Source organism: Pseudomonadales bacterium (assembly GCA_041395945.1).
Lineage (GTDB): Bacteria > Pseudomonadota > Gammaproteobacteria > Pseudomonadales > Azotimanducaceae > SZUA-309.
This window is the reverse complement of record JAWKZN010000001.1, coordinates 3,364,922-3,381,087: the sequence shown is the minus strand read 5'-3', so window position 1 is coordinate 3,381,087 and position 16,166 is coordinate 3,364,922. Positions and strand designations below refer to the sequence as shown.

The following is a 16,166-nucleotide window of genomic DNA, read 5'->3' as shown; positions in this document are numbered from 1 at the left end:
GGTCACTTCATGAGGCAATCTTGTAGGCAAGTCTCTTGAAATCGTGGCTGAACGGATGCCAGAAGCCGGGCATGCGTTGAGTCATACAGATGCCGCTGATGTTCGCCTGCGGCGACCACCAGAAGTGTGTACCGGCCATTCCGCCCCAGTGGAACTCACCGGCCGCGCTGTCCGGCTCACCTTCCGCCGGCTGGCCTTTCAATGCGAATCCGAGTCCGAAGGTGGTGCCCGGCATGCTCCACATCGGGAAATTGACCACCACGCCATCCGCGCACTGATTGGTTCGCATCAGCGCCAGGGTTTCCGGTTTGATGATTGTCTGGCCGTTGTGACTGCCATTGTTGACGATCATCCTGCTCAGCGCGAGATAGTCGACGAGTGTCGACATCAACCCGCCGCCGCCCGAGAGAAATGTCGGGCGCTGGGCATGGGAGGTGGTTTCCGGTGCATCCATCGGACCCGCGCATTCGCTCATCGGATCCAGGGGGTCGGCCGGCAGGTACAGAGTGCTGAAGCGGCCCAGCTTTTCCTCCGGCACATAAAAGTCCGTATCGATCATTCCGAGGGGCTTGAACAGTCGCGCCTTAAGGAATTCGTCGAAACGCTGACCGCTGATGACTTCGATGAGCCGCGCTGTCACATCCGTGGCGAAGCTGTATCTCCAGAAGGCGCCAGGCTCGTAGCACAGCGGCAGCTGGCCGAGCCCTTCACACAGGCTTTCGAGGGTGAGGCCAGTGCCAGGCATGAGCGGGTTGATGCCCGCCTGGTTGTAGGCCTGATCGATCACTGATTCCGGCTCGATGAAACCGTAAGACAGTCCGGCGGTGTGTGAAAGGATGTGGCGGATTCGAATCGGACCCGCTGCGGGACGGCTGTCTTCCAGTGCTTTCGCATCCGGCTTGAGTACCTGCATGTCGGCGAACGCCGGGATGTATTTCTCCAGAGGATCGTCGAGGGAGAACCGGCCTTCCTCCCACAGCAGCATGGCCCCCAGAGAGCAGGCGATCTTGGTGCTCGAATGCATGCGGAAAATCGTGTCCTCGGCGACGCGCAGCTGCGTCGCGTTACCGGGCGCGCCGTAGTAGTGAAGGTCGACAACCTGGTCGCCCTGCATCACCAGAGTGCTGGCGAAGGGAATGATGTTCTGATCCACATAGCCCTGTATCTGCTGATGGAGTTCAGAAAAATCCAGGTCCGTTGCTTTTGTTTGAATGGTCACAGTTGTTCTCGCTTCACCAGAATGTTTACATCGGAATCGTCTATCGGGGCAGCGCGTAGGCGATCACCCTGCCACCGGTCTGCTCTGTACTCACCGCACCTTCCCCGCTTGCGGTGTCGCCGGGTCCGCCCTGACCGGGCACGGTAACCAGCACGTACTGGCGGCTGGTCCTGGGGCTGACGTAGCTCATGGGGGTGGCATCCGAACCGCTGCGCAGCTCGCTCTGCCAGATGGTCTCCCCGGTCAGAACGTCGAACGCCCGGAATTTTCCATCCATCACCCCGGCGTTAAAGATCAGGCCACCGGCGGTGACGATCGAACCAGCAGAGTAGGGGAAGCCCAGTTCCAGCAGGCCCATGCCCCGGCGCCAGACGATCTGCCGGGTGGTGAGATCCACCACTGCGATCTCGCCGTAAGGGGGTTTGATACAGGGCAGGAAAAGCGGCGATGCGAACATGTTCACTTTCGCCGCAAAGGGTGTGCCGCGCTGTGGACCCCCGATGCCGTAGCCGCGTGTGATGCCTTCGTTAGAGGTCAGCAGATCTTCCTCACGCGGGATCATGTGTACGGTAAAAGGCAGATGCATGTTGTTGACGACCATCAGCTGGCGTTCTTCATCCACTGCCACGCTGCCCCAGTTCATCCCCCCGGCAGGCCCGGGATAAAGCAGCGTGCCCTGAACCGAGGGGGGTGTCAGAGGTCCTTCGTAGCGCAGTCCGTAAAACTTCCTGCGGCAGGCCATCTGGTCGAATGGTGTCACGCCGAACAGGTCCTGCTCGCGAATCCGTGGATGGGCAAAGGAAGGCATGCCGGTTGAAAACGGCTGGGTGGCGCTGGAGCGCTCGTCCGGCAGATCGGTCTGTGGCACAGGCCGCTCGGTGACTTCGGCGAGCAGTTCACCGGTGGCGCGATCCAGCACAAACAACTCGCCGCGTTTGGTGGGCACGATTACCGCCTTGCGGCGCTCCCCGTCCCAGGTGAGATCCACGAGGGTCGGCTGGGAGGGGACGTCGTAGTCCCAGATATCGTGGTGGGTGGTCTGAAAGTGCCAGCGGGTGAGGCCGGTCCGGGCGTCGATCGCGACGATCGAGCTGGAAAACCTGTCCATCGCCGCGCTGCGATGCCCGCCGAAATAATCGGGCGTGGCATTGCCGGTTGGCACATACACAAGGCCCAGTTCGTCATCCGCGGATGTGAGACTCCAGACATTGGGCGTGCCCCGGGTATAGGTGCCACCCTCCGGCGGCAGATCGGTCTCGCCTTCCCGCCCGAGATCCCAGGCCCACAGCAGATCCCCGGTGCGTGGATCATAGGCACGCACCACACCCGAAGGTTCTTCGATTTCCTGGTTGTCCGCCACCCATCCGCCGACCACCAGCGCACCGCTGGCGACGGTGGGAGGTGAGGTGACAAAGTAGAACAGCGGCTTGACCTCGCCCATGCCAGCCAGCAGGGAAATCTGACCGCTGCCGCCGAATTCTTCGCAGGGCTCACCGGTTGTTTTGTCGACTGCAAGCATCCGGGCATCGGTTGTGGCTGTGTAGATGCGCTCGGCACACAGTTCGCCCCTGGGTCGTTCCGGGATGTGGTAATAGGTCACACCGCGGCAGTTACCGATGATGCCGTAAGGCGGTGTCTGGTTCTTGGGGTCGAAACGCCAGCGTTCGGCACCCGTGTCCGCGTCGAGTGCCAGCATGATGTTCTGAGCTGTGCACAGGTAAAGGGCGTCGTCTATCTGAATGGGGGTCGCGCTGAAGCGGCCCACCTGGCCCGTATCAGCCTGCCAGACCTGCGTCAGCCCGGCGACGTTCTCCCTGTTGATCTGGTCATGGGGCGCATAGCGTGTACCTGCCTGACTGCCACCATAGGCGGTCCAGTCGGAAGAGTTCTGAGGCGGACCATACTTTGTGTCGGTGATGGGCAGGATCGGGGTGTTGAGCAGGTTCACCGTCATCGCACCCAGCACCAGAACACTGGCCGCCGCGCAGACCTGCACAGTTCGGTCGCTCAACAGGCGGGGGGCATCTCCGCCCCACAGCGGCCGCCGGATCAGCGGTGTACAGAGCCACAGTGCGAGCAGACCGATGATCCAGATTCTCGATCCGACCAGCCAGAACTCGGTACCTGCCTCGTAAACGGCCCAGGCCAGGGTCAGCAGGAGTGCGGCGGCAAACAGATAGAAGCCTCGACGGTTCCGACGCCACAGCTCAAACGCACTCAGCGACATGAGGATACCGGTGACAGCGTAATAGAGCGTGCCACCGATCAGAGCCAGTTCGACTCCGTACCAGATCATCGGCAGTCCGATCAGCGCGATCAGGACCGCTGTGATTTTCAGGGTCCAGTTGCCTTGTGTCTGCATGCTTGCTTGCGTCCGCCTTTTACCGAACGGCGAAGCCTACCATTCCTGTGAGGGTTTGCGTGATCCATCAGAGGATGTGCAAGCCGGCGCACTGAGACTGAAGTGGAGTACCGCGCCGGAACGGCTGTCGATACCGATTTCTCCTGTGAGAAATTCGAGGATGCCGTCGTTCGGGCTGCCGGTGGGCTGGGGCTCGAAGCGGTAGGTGGTGGATTCCGAAGTCTGCTGAACCAGTTCTGCGTTTTCCGGTACGCTTTTCAACATGCGTGCGCACCAGTATTCCTGGGGTGCCAGGCGGTCCCTATCGGCAACCACAGCAGCCAGGCGTCTGGCCTTCACGCCTTCGGCGAGTGTGGAGCTGCGAATCCCGATGCGGGTTCCTTCATCGGCCCTGGGATCGACGACTGCACCGAGCTTCACTGAGAGCGAGGTGTAGTCGATTGCGTAGCGGTAGCCGGAGAGCACAGACTCTTCCGCCGCGGCCACCGCATAGGCGAGGGCGAGTGGCCTTGATGCCGTGAAGGCGTCATCCGGCCATCCAGCTGCAGGAACCGTGGTCAGCAGCGTGCCAGCAGGATCCGCCGGCTGCGCGAATTCCCTGACCCCGCGCGAACCCTACTTGCCCGCATCATTGACACTCGCGAGGCCCTGTTCTGCCTCCTGCTCCAGCAGCCGGGCTCCACGCAGTATGCCGCCCATGGCGTAGTTGCCTTCGTGGCATGCGTATTCATAGACCTGCTGGTCGCTGCTGCGCCAGGAATACTCGCCGCTCCAGGGCGCTTCCCAGGCGGTTGGATCGGTCACGGTGAAATGGTAGAGCAGGTCGCCGTTTTCCAGTCTGGAGAATCGCTCTACCAGATGCAGGTTTTCATCAGCGCCATAGAGGCCGGTTTCCCTGCGGAAGTTGGTTGTGTCCACCACCAGCGTGTCGTCCTCCCACCAGCCGATGGAATCTCCCAGCCAGCTCCGGTAGGAGGCGGGCCGGTGCTCGGAGTTCATGCGCACGATGCGCGCGTCATGCACCATTTCGAGCAGGATCATCACGTAATCATCGGTCTGCACGATGCGGGTGTAGTTGTTGTAAAGGCTTGGCAGGATGGGCGGACCACCGGCAAAACTGAGCAGGCAGCGTTCGGCCAGTGCGAGATCTTCGGGGCCATCGAAAGGGCCAGGGCCCGGATGGTCGAGCCAGGAAGCGGTGCCGGTGTTGGCGTGGGAAAATGAACTGAAGTTGTCCGCCATCCGGGCCTCACCTTCCGGCGTCCGCTTCGGCATGCGACCGTTGGGCGGATCGATGATGATCGACGTCCGGTATTTGCCGTCGATCTCGAAAGCTCTGTCACCCGGATCGATCCAGAAGGTGTTGTAGCCACCCACATTGCCCGCGCCGAAGGCTTCGCCGGAGCCGTCGCCACCCACGGGCGGCGCTTCCCGGTCCGGATCGCTTTCGCTCGTCGATGCAAACTCGAGTCCGAGTCCCGCGGCCCAGCTCAGCAGTTCCGCCACCCACTTGTACAGGTGCTTGGTCTCGCCGAGAAATTCGGGTCTCTCCAGCGGGGTCAGGGTTGCGGTGTCGTAGGTACCGCTGAGATCGGGGCGGGTGTTCACAGGCTCCTCAGCGCGGATCGACTGCTCTGGGACCATGATCAGAAAGCCGAGCAGGAAAGGGATAAGAAGTTTCATCATCAGTCTCGCTGTGGGACCAGTCTCCAGCCGGAACTCCGGATTATAGATTTGCTCAGGGCGACGGCGCGAGCCAACCTGTCGAGCGCCGGGGGAGACCGCGGGCGACAGGCTTGGAGCAGGGTCTATTTTTTGACTCATGCGCCGGGTCGGTCCGTTGTTGCGGAAATTTCGGTATCTTTGTGCCAGGAAATGCCATGCACAGCTGCGCTGTGCGGATCTAACCCGTAAACGAGGCCCGGCGATGACGACCGAACGCGAAAGACTCCACAATCTGTTTCCCGATCTGGATTTTGACCCGACGGAACTGCGCAACAGATACCGTCGCGAGCGCGACAAGCGACTGCGCTCGGATGGCGAAAGTCAGTACCTGGAGGCCGCCTCGGAATTTGCGCATTACGCGGACGATGATCCCTATGTCGAGCCGGGATTCGAGCGCGAGCCTCTGGATCTTGAAGTAGACGCGGTGATCATCGGCGGTGGTTTCAGTGGTCTGATGGCGGCCGCCCGCCTGAAGGAAAGGGGGATCACCAACTTCCGTCTCATCGAGGCCGGGGGCGACTTCGGCGGCACCTGGTACTGGAACCGTTACCCCGGGGCACAGTGCGATATTGAATCCTACTGCTATCTGCCACTGCTCGAAGAAACCGGTGTGATGCCGAAGGAGAAATATTCCTTCGCGCCTGAGATATTCGAACACACCCAGCGGATCGGCAGGCACTTCGGGCTATATGAGAATTCTATTTTCCAGACCCGGGTAACCGAAGTGAAATGGGATGAGAGCCAGCGCCGCTGGCAGGTTTCAACGCATCGCAACGACAATATCCGGGCGCAGTTCGTCATTCATGCCACCGGACCGGCGAACCGGCCGAAGCTGCCGGGTATTCCCGGTATCCGGGACTTCAAAGGCCACACATTCCATACCTCCCGCTGGGACTATGAGTACACCGGTGGGGATCACACCGGTAACCTCCACAAGCTGGCGGACAAAAACGTCGCCATCATAGGCACAGGCGCCACAGCTATTCAGTGCGTGCCTTTTCTGGGCAAACACGCGAAAAACCTCTATGTCTTTCAGCGCACCCCCTCATCCGTGGATCTGCGCGGCAACAAACCGACGGATGAGGCCTGGTACAGAAGTCAGGAGTCCGGATGGCAGCGGGCACGGCGGGAGAATTTCGCCGCGGTGCTGGCCGGACAGAACTTCACCGAGGATCTGGTGGCGGATGGCTGGACCGACATCGTGCGCAGAATCGGTCTGTCCCTGATGAACCGGAACTCTGATTCGGGTGATCTGGATATGCAGGAGATCGCGCTGCGATCGGAGATCGCCGATTTTCAGAAGATGAACGAGATCAGAGCGAGGGTAGACGAAACGGTTAAGAAGGAAGACGCAGCCGAAGCATTGAAGCCCTGGTATCGGCAGTTCTGTAAGCGCCCGACCTTCAATGATGACTACCTGGAGACGTTCAATCGTCCAAACGTCCACCTGATCGATGTGTCCGAAACCAAAGGCGTCGAGAAAATTACGGACCACGCCGTAGTCGCCAACGGGCAGGAATATGAAGTGGACTGTATTATTTACGCCACCGGTTTCGAGATCACCACATCGGCCCACCGCAGAGTCGATTTCGACACCATTGGCCGCAATGGTCAGTCGCTCTACGATCACTGGAGAGAGGGTTTCAGAACCCTGCATGGACTGAGCTGTCATGGCTTCCCGAACTGGTTCACCATCGGTATCAATCAGAACGGCCTGTCTCCGAACATGACCGCCATGTTTGATGACCAGGCGGTGCATGTGAGCTACATCATCGATCAGGTCAAAAAGCGGGGGCTGCAGGTGGCTGAAGTCAGCGAGGCTGCCGAAGCAGCCTGGGTAGCCGAGATTGTACGACTTGCCGGCAGCGGAGCTGGGGCGGCAGAGTTCCTGGAGTCCTGCACGCCCGGATACTACAACCGCGAAGGTACTTCGAGCACCACGGCCAACAGGCAGAACTCGCCCTATGCGCCGGGGATCAATGCGTTCAACGCCCTGCTGCAGCAGTGGCGGGAAGACGGAAAGCTCGAAGGAATGGATCTGAGCTGAACACTCAGAAGCCTTCGATCGTCAGAGTGCCGCTTACCGTTGATGCGCGGACATAACCGCTGCTGTTGCCGAATCGGGCATCGAGGCGTTCCCCGGTTCCCGGTCCGCGGTTGACCACGGGCGTATCGTCGAGCCGGTTGCGGATGTCGCCACCCGGACCGCCGAAGATTTCGAGCCGCAGGTCCAGATCGCCACCGAGGGCGATGGTTCCCGAGCCACTGACAGTCTCCAGTTCGATTTCCCCATCGGGTGCTGCGAATGTGGCAAGACGCAGCGAACCCGATACGCTGGTTATCCGACCGCGAACGAGTTCGGTGTCGTTGTGCACTTCGACTCTTCCGGAGGTCGACCGCGCTGAGATCCGCTGTGCGGAAGTTTTTGCTGTGATTCTTCCGCTGACCGTTTCCAGTCTGATTTCGCCACCGGCACCTTCTACGCTGATGCTCCCGCTTACCGAACTGATTTCGGTTTCGTCACCGGAGCCGCTCATCCTGACCGAACCGCTCACGGTAGACAGACGTGCCGGACCTGCCAGCTCTGACACTTCCAGGTCGGCGGACACGAGCTGGGTGCGCACCCTGCTGCCACGGGGTACTTCGACGGTGATCATCGTGCCCGGGCCACTCCTCGTCCGCTTTGGCAGCCTGTCTTCAATCTGCACAACATCGCCGGTGCGCTCGAATATGAACTCTTCGGATTGATGATCCCGGGTGCCGGTCACGGAAACCTCATTGCCGTCTACACCCACCACCCGGACTTCGCCGCGGGTGACGAGAATGGAGATCTCTCCGGTGGGGTTTGCCGTCAGCGCACCCTGAATGGACTCCGCCGCAAGGACGGGCAGTGCCGGGAAAATCAGGACGAACGTAAGCGGCAGAAGGCGTGTGGAAAGGAAATGCATGGTCGTATGCTCCTGGGTTAGCCAATGGTTCAAAGTGTGTAACCCGCTACTTTGGTGCCGGATTTGATGAGGTCTGTCTCCTGCCCCATGACCTGCTGCATCAACTGGTGCAGTGCAGGATCGGCAGGATCGTTATGCAGGGCATCCAGCAACAGCGCTCGGGCGGCATCGAGCTTGTCCCGTTCGGCGCTGAACAGCGAACGCGTCTGTGGATCGAGCCGGGCGGCGAGCGCCTGCCAGCGCGCTGCCGCCTCTGCACCGGCCTGTTCGTAGGGGGCCAGCAACCCGGCAATCATGACGGCTGTTGCCGCGCGCTCGGATTCGGCATTGCGGTAGGCCTGCCAGCCGAAGAGAGAGAAACCTGCGCTGATCACCAGCACGGCGGCCATCGCGAACTTCTCCCGGCGCAGGCGTGACCCGCCCGTAAGACGCTGTGCGACCCCTGGCCAGAGGTCCCGAGGCGGGTCGATCTCCTCCGGCAGGTCATCAAGGTGCCGGCGCAGCCAGTCCGGCTTTAGGCTGTCGTTCATTCAAGCAGCTCCCGTAACAGTGATCGTGCTCGAAACAGGTGTGCCTTGCTCGTGCCGGGTGCGATCTTCAGCGCCGCAGCGGCTTCGTCATGGGTGTAGCCCTCGACATCCACGAGCACGAATACCTGCCGGGCCCGCTCAGGCAACTGCACGATGGCGCTTTCGAGATCCCGCTGGGTTCCGGGGAATTCGGCGGGAGCGGGGAGTTCCGGAACCGTGTCCGGCGACTCCCGGCGCCAGCTCAGCCAGTGACGGTGCCGGCGGGTATGGGAGATCACTGTATTGACCGCGATCCTGTGCAGCCAGGTTGAAAACTTCGCACCGCCTCGAAAGCTGTCCAGATTGCGCCAGACCCGCACGAAGGTGTCCTGGGTCAGGTCCTCCGCGCTGCCGGTGTCTCCGGTCATCCGCAGACACAGGGTAAAGATGCGCCGGTGATGGCTGCGGAAGATGGCAGCGAACGCATCCCGGTTGCCACCCCGGGCTGCCTCGATCAGCGCGAGGGTTGCCTGTTCGTCGATGCCGATGGTCATTTGTGTCCGCCAAGGCGCATTCACCGCGGGATCCCTGATCCTCTTCCTCCGTTCAGACGCTCCCTGCAACCGGATGGTTTAGTGACTGTGCGGAAAGAGTTTCCGACATGCCACGCCTGAATGGCGGAGTCGCCTTCGATCAACCGGCTGTCCGGATATCCCATGCCCGCTAGAATGGTCCTTCCGATCCGGGATGGAGCCCCCATTGCAACAGTCGCTGAAGATGACCCGGCGCCGCGCGCTCACCGGCCTGGGGGCTGCTGCGGCGGCTTCGCTGACCGGCTGTGCTGCCGTGCCTGCAGCGGTCAGGCTCGATCGCTATTCACGCCCGCTCTCCCGCAGGCCGTTTGTTGCGCCAAGGATATCCATGGACCGTATAGTGCGGGTCGTTGTAGGGCTGCGACCTTACCGTCGCTCGGGTTTTGTGGTTCGCCGGGAGCGGCTCGACGACAAGGAAATCGTCCACAACTACGGCCACGGCGGCGGTGGCCTGTCCCTGTCCTGGGGGTCCTCTGCGCTGGCCGTGCGCGAAGCACAGTCGTTGCCGGCAGGAGATGCCGCCGTGCTCGGCAGCGGCGTCATGGGGCTGACCACCGCTCGATTACTCCAGGATGCCGGCTGGCGGGTAACGATTTACACAAGAGACACCCTGCGGCACAGCACTTCCAGTGTCGGTGCGGGTCAGTGGGCGCCGACCAGCGTATTTGAAGAGGCCTTCGCCACACCGGCCTTCGAGGCGCAGTTTCAGGCGGCCGCCCGCATTGCTCATCACGCCTACCAGAACCTGGTCGGGGCCGACTACGGGGTGCGCTTCATCGAGAACTATTATCTGAACCGGCGATCCACCGAGCCGCCGTACTACCTGCGGGTGATGCCGGAGCTTTTTACTTCGGTCGCCGATCTCGATACCGATCAGCATCCCTTTCCGGCGCCTTATGTGCGGCGCGCGGTTTCCCTGTTCATCGAACCGGCACGCTTCCTGCGGCGGATACGCGATGATTTTCTGCTGGCAGGGGGGCGGATGGTGATCCGCAACTTCGAAAACCTCGCTGCAGTGCTGGGTCTCGAAGAGGGGGTGATCTTCAACTGCACCGGTCTCGGCAGCAAGGCGCTGTTTGCAGATGACGAGCTGACGCCGATCAAAGGACAGCTCGTGTTCATCCCACCCGATCCGGCGGTCGATTACCTCACGGTCGGTGGTGGCAGTGGTAATACCTACATGTTTCCGCGTGTGGGAGAAATCGTGCTGGGGGGTTCCTACCAGAAGGGCGACTGGAGTCGTAATCCCGAGCCCGAAGTCACCGAACGCATCGTCGGCGATAACCGGCGGCTGTTCGATAATCTGCGGATCTGACCGAGTCCTGGTGTGCCGGACCCCGGGTGCTCCGCTGGACCTGGGGTCTCAGTTGCCGGACGCCCCGCCCATTGACGCTCTCAGCGCCTCAAGGGCTGCGGCCTCTTCGGCTTCCAGCGCCATGGGTTCACAGCGCGGATCCGTTTTCTGAATCGCTCTGATCACAACCGGTGTCAGCGGAATGGGATCACAGCCGTGGTCCTGCTCGCAGATCATGTCCCACTCCGGCCGGGCCTGGGCATGACAGGCGAAGCAGTTGCCGCCGAAGCGATTCACCACTTCGGCGAAACCCCGGGCGCGGATGCTGCTGCCTTCAGCGGAGACGTCGAGTTCGAAGAATTCCCAGTCTTTCGTGGCAGCGTTGAACCCGGATTCGCGCTTGACCATCACTTCCGTTGGCACCAGCTGTACCAGGGAGCCGGGAGGATAGATGCCGCCGGTGCTCGAATTCGCTACTGCCAGGGTCCCTTCGAGATTGCCATCGAGATTGTCCACGTAGAAACCCCGCACCGGAGTCATGTCGCGAATGCACTGAAAGGTATCCGCATCGATGGACTGGGTGTCTGCCAGCGCGCTGACGCTGCACACGATACCGGTGCCAGCCAGGATCAGCCATGAAGTCATTCTGTGAAGTGTCGGCATACCGTTCCCCATCTTGAAGCGGAAAAATGACGGACCACTGTAGCGATTAGGCGGGTGGATCGCCATAGACCAGCGGCGGTGCGAGAATGGCGCCTGACCTGAAGTCGATGGCCTGCGGTCTGTCGCAGCCGGGTTTGAAGTCCAGTAACGGAGGAAGACCGGGAAGACCGGGAAGGGATGAAGGAACTGAAAGCAGTGCGTCTCGAGGGCAACGGCCTGAGGCTTGAACCCATGACACGGGATCACACACAGGGACTGATTCAGGCGTCAGCAGACGGCGATCTGTGGAAGCTCTGGTTCACGTCGGTCCCGCAACCGGAGGAAGCCGCGGTAGGCAGATACATCGATCAGGCACTCGATGGCTTCAAGGCCGGGCATATGCTGCCCTGGGTGGTCCGTGATCGTGCCAGTGGTGATGTGCTGGGCACCACACGCTATCACGACGTGATGCCCGCGGTTGACCGGGTGGAGATCGGCTACACCTGGTATGCGCAGCGCTGTCAGCGTTCCCATGTGAACACTACCTGCAAGCTGCTGCTGTTCGCCCATGCCTTCGAAGAGCTCGAATGCAGGGTGGTTGGACTGCGGACGGACAATTTCAACTTCCGTTCCCAGCGCGCCATAGAAGCACTCGGCGCGAAGAAAGATGGTGTCATCCGTCATCATGCGGTACGCCCCGATGGCACGGTGCGGGACACGGTCATGTACAGCGTGCTGGCAAGCGAGTGGCGTGACGTCAAACATCACCTCGAATTCAGACTTGAACGTCACAGGGATTGAAACTGCCGGAATCAGGTGATGTGATTTCCACCATCGGAAAAGATGGCCGGCGCTCCATCGCCATCGTCGGCGCAGGACCGGCGGGTCTGGCTGCTGCGGAGGTGCTTGCCCCGCACGCGGACGTCCATGTGTTCGAGGCAAAGCCGTCACCGGGCCGAAAATCTCTGCTCGCAGGGCGCAGCGGACTCAATCTCAGTCGAGCGGAGAGTCTCCCGGAGTTTCTCGAGAGACTCGGGGCTGCGCGCGATTTTCTCGCAGCTGCCCTGGCGGCATTTCCACCCGAAGCGGTTCGAGCGATCCGGCTCATCTGTGACGATCGATCCCGACGTGGAGATTTCGTGATCACCAGCACCGGTGTGGAAGGCAATGCCGTTTACGCGATGTCTGCGCAGATCGGCGGGTCTGTCTGCGGTGAAAGTCGCCCTGCTGCGGGAGTGTCTGCAGGGAGAGCTGCTGATCGACCCGCGGCGGCTTGCCCGTTCGATCGAAGCATTGCCCCTGAATCTGGAGCGCGCGCGCCCCCTCGATGAAGCGATCAGCAGTGCGGCGGGACTGGGCGCATTCGAATGGATCCGGCGGGCAGCTCGCTGAAAATTTACGGATAAGCTAGTCTTCGCCGGTGAACCGGATGTGACAGAGCGATGAACGTTGTATGACAGGAGAGCGCTGGTGAGAGTACTGAAGATTCTGGTGTTGAGTATTGTGGTTGCGCTGGCTGCCACCCTCGGTGTGGTGTATGTCACCGGCAACGGCGCGATGCTCACCCTGGCCTGGGCCTATCTGTTCGGAGCCCCGGATCTGCCATTCGATCCCGAAGACGCGGTGGCAGCGCCGGATTACTCGGACCCGGAGAACTGGGCAGCGCTTCCCGGGCGCGAAGGACTGGAGGATCGGGTCCCTGCGGGGGTAAAAAATGAAGTGACCCAGGGCAGTGCGCCGGTGGACGTATTCTTCATCCACCCCACCGGATTTCTGCGCGGCAGCAGCTGGACCTTTTCGATGGATCCGGACACTGCTACCGAAGAAAACACCCAGTGGATGATGGCGAATCAGGCGAGCGCCTATAACGGCTGCTGCAACGTCTATGCACCCCGCTATCGACAGGCGTCGATTTTTTCCTACTTCAAAGGGCCTGATATCCGGGAAAAAGTACTGAGCTTCGCTTATGCGGACGTGGCCCGGGCCTTTGACTACTTTCTCGAGAACTACAGTCAGGGCAGACCCTTCATCATCGCCAGTCACAGTCAGGGTACTCACCATGGGGCGCGCCTGCTGAAAGACCGGATCGACGGTACTCCGCTTGCGCAGCGCATGGTGGCTGCCTACATCATCGGCGGTGGAATTCCGGAGAGTCACTTCGACGACATGCAGGACATCGGTCTGTGCAGCAGCGCGACCGACCTGCGTTGCGCCGTGCACTGGGACACCTACAGCGAAAGCGTCATCGACGAAGCGCTGGCTGACCGGGTTGGCAACGTCTGCGTGAATCCACTGACCTGGACCCTCAATGGCGGACTGGCGGACAAGGAGCATCACGCCGGTGCTGTGCCGGTGTCCGGTAGATTTCAGGTTGCTCTGACCGGCGCAGATCGGGCCACCGGTATCGTCTTCGAACCCCTCGGTGCCCCTGTGCCGGAGATGCTGCAGGCCCAGTGCAGAAACGGCGTGCTCTACATTACCGATCAGAGCGACAACCCTTTCGGCAGCGTCGCTGGATCCTTCGGTGGCGGCAACTACCACGGCCTCGACTATCCCGTGTTCCACATGGACATCCGCGAAAATGCCCGGGCGCGGGTTGCCACCTATCTGGCCGGTCTCACACCGGCCGCGCTCTCCACCACACAAAGCCCTGCTGAACAATGAGGCCGAGACCGACGACGATCGTCAACAGGCGCAGCGGGCCGCCGAGGAAGGGTAAATTGATCAGCACGAACACGATCACCAGGCCCATCAGCAGCGGCAGCACCCGGGCCTGATTGTCAGTTGCAGGGCCACGTCCAGCGAGCAGCAGATTCCCGATGAAGCTGGCTACCACGATGATGGCCGCGTAGAGACACATCAGCCACAACAGGAAGGTCGCAATACCGAGTGGTGCACCAATCAGGGTCACCACCGCGACCACTGCCAGCACGGGGGTGGCGATCAGGGTGACCGCACCGAATCCTGCCGCAATCAGCAGTTCTGCACCGGACTGGATCCGCAGTGACCGCAATGCGGGGAACAGCGCGAAAAGTACAAGACCGCTCGCCAGGGTAGCCAGAAACAGCACCGTCTGACCCAGGTAGTAGTCGAGGTTCAGATACCTGCTGGGTTCTTCGGGCCAGACGTCGATCCGGGTGGTGCCCGCAACGAGGGCGCCGTCCGCGAGCACCAGACTTTCGAGCCTTTCGAGTTTGCCGGTCAGATCACCACCCACCCGGGCGGAGTCGGCCAGATCAGCGCTTCTGGCGTAGATGCTGAGGTTGCCATCCACCGAGCCGAGCAGATCGAGGTGTTCTGTCCCGGCCAGCAGGTCCCGCTCGATCACACCCTGTACGTCGACTTCTCTTCCGGCCATGAAAGCATTCCCCGCAACCCTCGCGCCGGAATGCAGCGTGAGGGTCTCGCCAGCGCCAAAGAGATTGCCTCCCAGGCTGGTGCTGCGGATAGTCACCTTCTCACCGAAACTGATGACACTGCCCGACACCTGCCCTTCGATGTCGAGTTCTTCACCGCCGACCAGCAGGTTGCCGCCTACCACGCCGCGCACCGTCACCCGTTCGCCGAATGCGATGAGATCGCCGGTTACGGTGCCTTCGATCAGAATGTTGTCGGCATGCACCAGCAGGGTATCGTCTATCGTCTCCCCAGCCGGCACAGTGACCCGGTCGTCGTGACCGCGAATCACGAAGGCGTGACCGGGTACGGCGGCGGTGAGAAACCCTGCCAGGAGACACAACTGCAGACAGAGCGTTGCGGCAGGTTGTCCCTTGCGGCGGACGAGGAACCAGCAGATCCCTGCCAGCCCGATTGCGCCCAGCACGATGTTCCGTGCTGCGGTGATCACACTGTCCAGTGCCGAGCTGTCGCCATTGGCGAACTGCAGCAGCAGGGTGAGCAGCAGCCCGATCGTCAGATCGAACCCAAGTTCTCCAGAGTCCGGTGTCAGCCAGCTGAGCCAGTCAGGCAGCAGTCGGGAGGCGCTCAGTGTTTCCCAGGCGACGTTGACCACCCACGCCAGCAGCGCGGCCCAGCCGACTCCGGCGAGTGCTGGCGAAACCCTGGGGCGGGGGGAAAACGCGGGTATTGTCTGGGGTGCGTCCATCGTCTGCAGGGCGCTGCGCAGAACCTGCCGCTCAGTGGCAAGTGCCTCGACGGACGCACTGCAGGCGGCGCATCCGGCGAGATGCTGTTCAAGCTCTGCGGCTTCATCTTCCGAACAGGCGCCGTCGGCATAGCGGAAGCGGATCAGCTCGGTTGGACAGTTCATTGCTTTATCTCCTCGTCGAAGTCAGTCAGGTCACGCCGCAGCCGCTGACGTCCCCGCAGCAGCAGGATGCCGACGTGATTGCTGGTGATGCCCAGGGTCTCTGCGATCTCGTCATAGCTGGCGCCGTTGTAGTAGGCCAGCACGATGGGCAGCCGGTACTTTTCGGGTAACTCGTCTACCGCACGGTTGATGGTTTCCGCCTTGTGAGCGGAGATCAGCGTGCCGACACCATCCGGCTGGGGATCGACCGGTTCGCCGGCATCTTCTGCGGTATCTGCAAATACCGTGGCCAGCCGACGATGACGGCGCAGCTGATCAACACAGTAGTTGGTGGCAATGGCGCTGATCCAGGGTCCGAAAGGATCCTCTGGTCGATACTTTGCGTAGGCCCGGTAGCCGCGCATGAAAACCTCCTGGGTGGCGTCCCTGGCCGCGTCCGAATCAGACGCGCCGCCAAGCACGCGCCGGCAGAGGCCCAGAACCCGGGCATAGTGCTCTCGATAGAGATTGTCGAAATCGGCCCTGCTCATCGAGTCCTGGTCCCTTCAGTCCCGAAGCGCCTCCGCACCCCTGGTGGGACACGGGAGGCTCTTCTGCTGCCTTA

Annotated in this window: 15 protein-coding genes and 1 pseudogene; 6 read left to right on the top strand and 10 right to left on the bottom strand. The window is 61.4% G+C overall.

Annotation, left to right across the window (positions count from 1 at the left end; genetic code table 11):
• Positions 1-7: 7 nt before the first annotated feature.
• The 4 genes from R3E82_15535 to R3E82_15520 form a co-directional block, all read right to left on the bottom strand.
• Positions 8-1,219: a serine hydrolase domain-containing protein gene (locus R3E82_15535; protein ID MEZ5552296.1), complete on the bottom strand. Its 1,212-nt coding sequence runs from the start codon at positions 1,217-1,219 to the stop codon at positions 8-10.
• A gap of 40 nt (positions 1,220-1,259) precedes the next feature.
• The gene (locus R3E82_15530) at positions 1,260-3,581 is read right to left on the bottom strand and encodes a membrane-bound PQQ-dependent dehydrogenase, glucose/quinate/shikimate family (GenBank protein ID MEZ5552295.1); all 2,322 of its coding nucleotides are present in this window, start codon (positions 3,579-3,581) and stop codon (positions 1,260-1,262) included.
• Between the two features lie 36 nt (positions 3,582-3,617).
• Positions 3,618-4,046 (bottom strand): hypothetical protein, encoded by a 429-nt coding sequence (locus tag R3E82_15525; GenBank protein ID MEZ5552294.1) that lies wholly within the window; start codon positions 4,044-4,046, stop codon positions 3,618-3,620.
• A 150-nt stretch (positions 4,047-4,196) separates the two neighbouring features.
• Complete coding sequence (locus tag R3E82_15520; GenBank protein ID MEZ5552293.1) at positions 4,197-5,267, bottom strand: hypothetical protein; 1,071 nt, start codon at positions 5,265-5,267, stop codon at positions 4,197-4,199.
• Positions 5,268-5,508: 241 nt separating this feature from the next.
• Between R3E82_15520 and R3E82_15515 the strand changes: the two genes are divergently transcribed.
• On the top strand, positions 5,509-7,353 hold the full coding sequence (locus R3E82_15515; GenBank protein ID MEZ5552292.1) for an NAD(P)/FAD-dependent oxidoreductase: 1,845 nt from the start codon (positions 5,509-5,511) through the stop codon (positions 7,351-7,353).
• Between the two features lie 4 nt (positions 7,354-7,357).
• Here the strand turns inward: R3E82_15515 and R3E82_15510 are convergent, their stop codons facing one another.
• From R3E82_15510 to R3E82_15500, 3 genes are read right to left on the bottom strand one after another with little or no spacing between them, the layout of a single operon-like run.
• Positions 7,358-8,254, bottom strand: a complete 897-nt coding sequence (locus tag R3E82_15510; protein ID MEZ5552291.1) for a DUF4097 family beta strand repeat-containing protein — start codon at positions 8,252-8,254, stop codon at positions 7,358-7,360.
• Between the two features lie 29 nt (positions 8,255-8,283).
• Positions 8,284-8,784: a hypothetical protein gene (locus R3E82_15505; GenBank protein MEZ5552290.1), complete on the bottom strand. Its 501-nt coding sequence runs from the start codon at positions 8,782-8,784 to the stop codon at positions 8,284-8,286.
• Positions 8,781-9,317, bottom strand: a complete 537-nt coding sequence (locus R3E82_15500; protein ID MEZ5552289.1) for an RNA polymerase sigma factor — start codon at positions 9,315-9,317, stop codon at positions 8,781-8,783. Before R3E82_15500 ends, R3E82_15505 begins: the two co-directional genes overlap by 4 nt.
• Before the next feature lie 205 nt (positions 9,318-9,522).
• Between R3E82_15500 and R3E82_15495 the strand changes: the two genes are divergently transcribed.
• Positions 9,523-10,671 (top strand): FAD-dependent oxidoreductase, encoded by a 1,149-nt coding sequence (locus R3E82_15495; GenBank protein ID MEZ5552288.1) that lies wholly within the window; start codon positions 9,523-9,525, stop codon positions 10,669-10,671.
• Positions 10,672-10,719: 48 nt separating this feature from the next.
• Here the strand turns inward: R3E82_15495 and R3E82_15490 are convergent, their stop codons facing one another.
• Positions 10,720-11,313, bottom strand: coding sequence for a hypothetical protein (locus R3E82_15490; GenBank protein MEZ5552287.1), 594 nt, complete (start codon positions 11,311-11,313; stop codon positions 10,720-10,722).
• A 177-nt stretch (positions 11,314-11,490) separates the two neighbouring features.
• On the opposite strand from R3E82_15490, the gene R3E82_15485 reads away from it, so the two are divergent.
• The 4 genes and pseudogenes from R3E82_15485 to R3E82_15470 all read left to right on the top strand — a co-directional run bounded on the left by R3E82_15485 (position 11,491) and on the right by R3E82_15470 (position 13,956).
• Positions 11,491-12,093 (top strand): GNAT family protein, encoded by a 603-nt coding sequence (locus R3E82_15485; GenBank protein MEZ5552286.1) that lies wholly within the window; start codon positions 11,491-11,493, stop codon positions 12,091-12,093.
• Between the two features lie 20 nt (positions 12,094-12,113).
• Positions 12,114-12,377, top strand: a pseudogene (locus R3E82_15480) (NAD(P)/FAD-dependent oxidoreductase).
• Positions 12,378-12,459: 82 nt separating this feature from the next.
• Complete coding sequence (locus R3E82_15475; protein ID MEZ5552285.1) at positions 12,460-12,684, top strand: hypothetical protein; 225 nt, start codon at positions 12,460-12,462, stop codon at positions 12,682-12,684.
• Between the two features lie 78 nt (positions 12,685-12,762).
• Positions 12,763-13,956, top strand: a complete 1,194-nt coding sequence (locus R3E82_15470; protein MEZ5552284.1) for a DUF3089 domain-containing protein — start codon at positions 12,763-12,765, stop codon at positions 13,954-13,956.
• On the opposite strand, the gene R3E82_15465 is transcribed toward R3E82_15470, so the two are convergent.
• Both R3E82_15465 and R3E82_15460 read right to left on the bottom strand, forming a co-directional pair.
• Positions 13,910-15,562: a zf-HC2 domain-containing protein gene (locus R3E82_15465; protein MEZ5552283.1), complete on the bottom strand. Its 1,653-nt coding sequence runs from the start codon at positions 15,560-15,562 to the stop codon at positions 13,910-13,912. The genes R3E82_15470 and R3E82_15465 overlap by 47 nt on opposite strands.
• Positions 15,559-16,092 (bottom strand): RNA polymerase sigma factor, encoded by a 534-nt coding sequence (locus R3E82_15460; protein ID MEZ5552282.1) that lies wholly within the window; start codon positions 16,090-16,092, stop codon positions 15,559-15,561. The genes R3E82_15465 and R3E82_15460 overlap by 4 nt, the downstream gene beginning before the upstream one ends.
• Positions 16,093-16,166 lie beyond the last annotated feature (74 nt).

Bases quoted from the DNA above. Each gene is read 5' to 3' on its own strand.
- R3E82_15530 (MEZ5552295.1), bottom strand. From the start codon at position 3,581: ATGCAGACACAAGGCAACTGGACCCTGAAAATCACAGCGGTCCTGATC.
- R3E82_15520 (MEZ5552293.1), bottom strand. From the start codon at position 5,267: ATGATGAAACTTCTTATCCCTTTCCTGCTCGGCTTTCTGATCATGGTC.
- R3E82_15515 (MEZ5552292.1), top strand. From the start codon at position 5,509: ATGACGACCGAACGCGAAAGACTCCACAATCTGTTTCCCGATCTGGAT.
- R3E82_15510 (MEZ5552291.1), bottom strand. From the start codon at position 8,254: ATGCATTTCCTTTCCACACGCCTTCTGCCGCTTACGTTCGTCCTGATT.
- R3E82_15505 (MEZ5552290.1), bottom strand. From the start codon at position 8,784: ATGAACGACAGCCTAAAGCCGGACTGGCTGCGCCGGCACCTTGATGAC.
- R3E82_15500 (MEZ5552289.1), bottom strand. From the start codon at position 9,317: ATGACCATCGGCATCGACGAACAGGCAACCCTCGCGCTGATCGAGGCA.
- R3E82_15490 (MEZ5552287.1), bottom strand. From the start codon at position 11,313: ATGCCGACACTTCACAGAATGACTTCATGGCTGATCCTGGCTGGCACC.
- R3E82_15485 (MEZ5552286.1), top strand. From the start codon at position 11,491: ATGAAGGAACTGAAAGCAGTGCGTCTCGAGGGCAACGGCCTGAGGCTT.
- R3E82_15475 (MEZ5552285.1), top strand. From the start codon at position 12,460: ATGCCGTTTACGCGATGTCTGCGCAGATCGGCGGGTCTGTCTGCGGTG.
- R3E82_15465 (MEZ5552283.1), bottom strand. From the start codon at position 15,562: ATGAACTGTCCAACCGAGCTGATCCGCTTCCGCTATGCCGACGGCGCC.
- R3E82_15460 (MEZ5552282.1), bottom strand. From the start codon at position 16,092: ATGAGCAGGGCCGATTTCGACAATCTCTATCGAGAGCACTATGCCCGG.